General features: G+C 48.2%; 1 protein-coding gene. It reads right to left on the reverse strand.

What is annotated here, in order from left to right; all coding sequences use genetic code 11:
* Positions 1-97 precede the first annotated feature (97 nt).
* Positions 98-1,279 (reverse strand): IS256 family transposase, encoded by a 1,182-nt coding sequence (locus NCCP2331_RS18230; protein WP_251672120.1) that lies wholly within the window; start codon positions 1,277-1,279, stop codon positions 98-100.
* Positions 1,280-1,375: the final 96 nt, after the last annotated feature.

The following is a 1,375-nucleotide window of genomic DNA, read 5'->3' on the forward strand; positions in this document are numbered from 1 at the left end:
AGTCAAGTCCATAGTTCTGTGTAAATTCCTTTATGCCTGTTCACTCTGTTATTTGTTTCTTTTGGGAAAGGGGGGTACTCCCCTTTCCCAAAAGAAATTACCGTCGTTTTTCCGGCAGCTTCATCGGCTTCTTCGTCCGCTCCTTTTCATCGTATTTCATCAAAACAGCTCCAATCAGTCGGAAGGCCGACTGCTCATTCGGAAAGATACGAATGACCTGTTCACGCCTTCTAACTTCCTGATTTAACCGTTCCAAGTGATTCGTACTGGAGAGGAAGCGGGCGAAATCTAGCGGTTCATTCAAGAACTGCACGGCGTCATCAAATCCTTCTTCTAGTGTTTCCAATGCCTTCTGCACTTTGGGTTCATCGGCGTACTTACTGGCCACGTGTTCCATTTCCTCACGGGCACTTTCTACGTCAAGTGCCTGAAAGATTCGGCGGACATCCAGCTTGAACTGCTGCACATCCTTTTTCGGCAGTTTATCAAAAATATTCCGCTTAAAATGCACCGAACAGCGCTGCCAGGAGGTGCCGGTAAATTCCTGTTGGATGGCTTGTCTCAACCCTTCATGCGCATCGGAGACGATCAGTTTAGGTGACTGGAGTCCGCGGCCTTTTAAGGACTGGATGAATGTCTGCCAGCCTTTTTTACTCTCTTGCGCATCCACCCGCAGACCGATCACTTCGCGTCGATTTTCTGAATTGATCGCTGTCGCGATATAAACCGCCTTGGAAACCACTCTCTTGTTTTCCCGCACCTTGATGTACATGGCATCCATGAACAGATAGCGATAGGACATGACGTTCAATGGGCGGTTGGCCCATTCATTCACCACCGGGTCGAGCTTGGCTGTCAGAGAAGAGACAAAGGATTTTGACACCCGCTGGCCGCATAATGTTTCTACGACATTCGTTACTTTGCGTGTAGAGACGCCATTCACGACCATTTCCAGCATGCCGAGCACAAATGCCTGATCTACCCGCGCATACTTCTCAAATACAGATGGGGAGAAATCTCCTTCCCGTGTTCGCGGCACGCGAAGGTTGATCCTCCCGATTGATATCATGAGCTCCCGCTCGTAGTATCCATTTCGATAGTCTTTGCGCGCCGACGTACGCTCGTAAGATGCCGCCTGTAGGTGCTCATCGCGTTCCTTCTCCATCAGCTGTTCAAGAGCGAGTACCACGGCGGACTTCACCACAGCGTCCATATCGGAATGTAAAACAGAGTCTTTTACTTTGTCGGGATTTAAGTTAAGATAGTTAAATAGGGTCATCATCAATTCCTCCTCAATGTGATCGTGGTTGTGAACATTGTAGCATAAGGAATTGATGTGGCCTTTTTCTATTTACACAATTATACGGACTTCACC

Origin of the sequence: Sporosarcina sp. NCCP-2331, assembly GCF_023707945.1 — a bacterium.
GTDB classification, from domain to species: Bacteria; Bacillota; Bacilli; order Bacillales_A; family Planococcaceae; genus Sporosarcina; species Sporosarcina cascadiensis.

Coding starts and splice junctions, on each gene's coding strand:
- NCCP2331_RS18230 (WP_251672120.1), bottom strand. CDS start 1,279: ATGACCCTATTTAACTATCTTAACTTAAATCCCGACAAAGTAAAAGAC.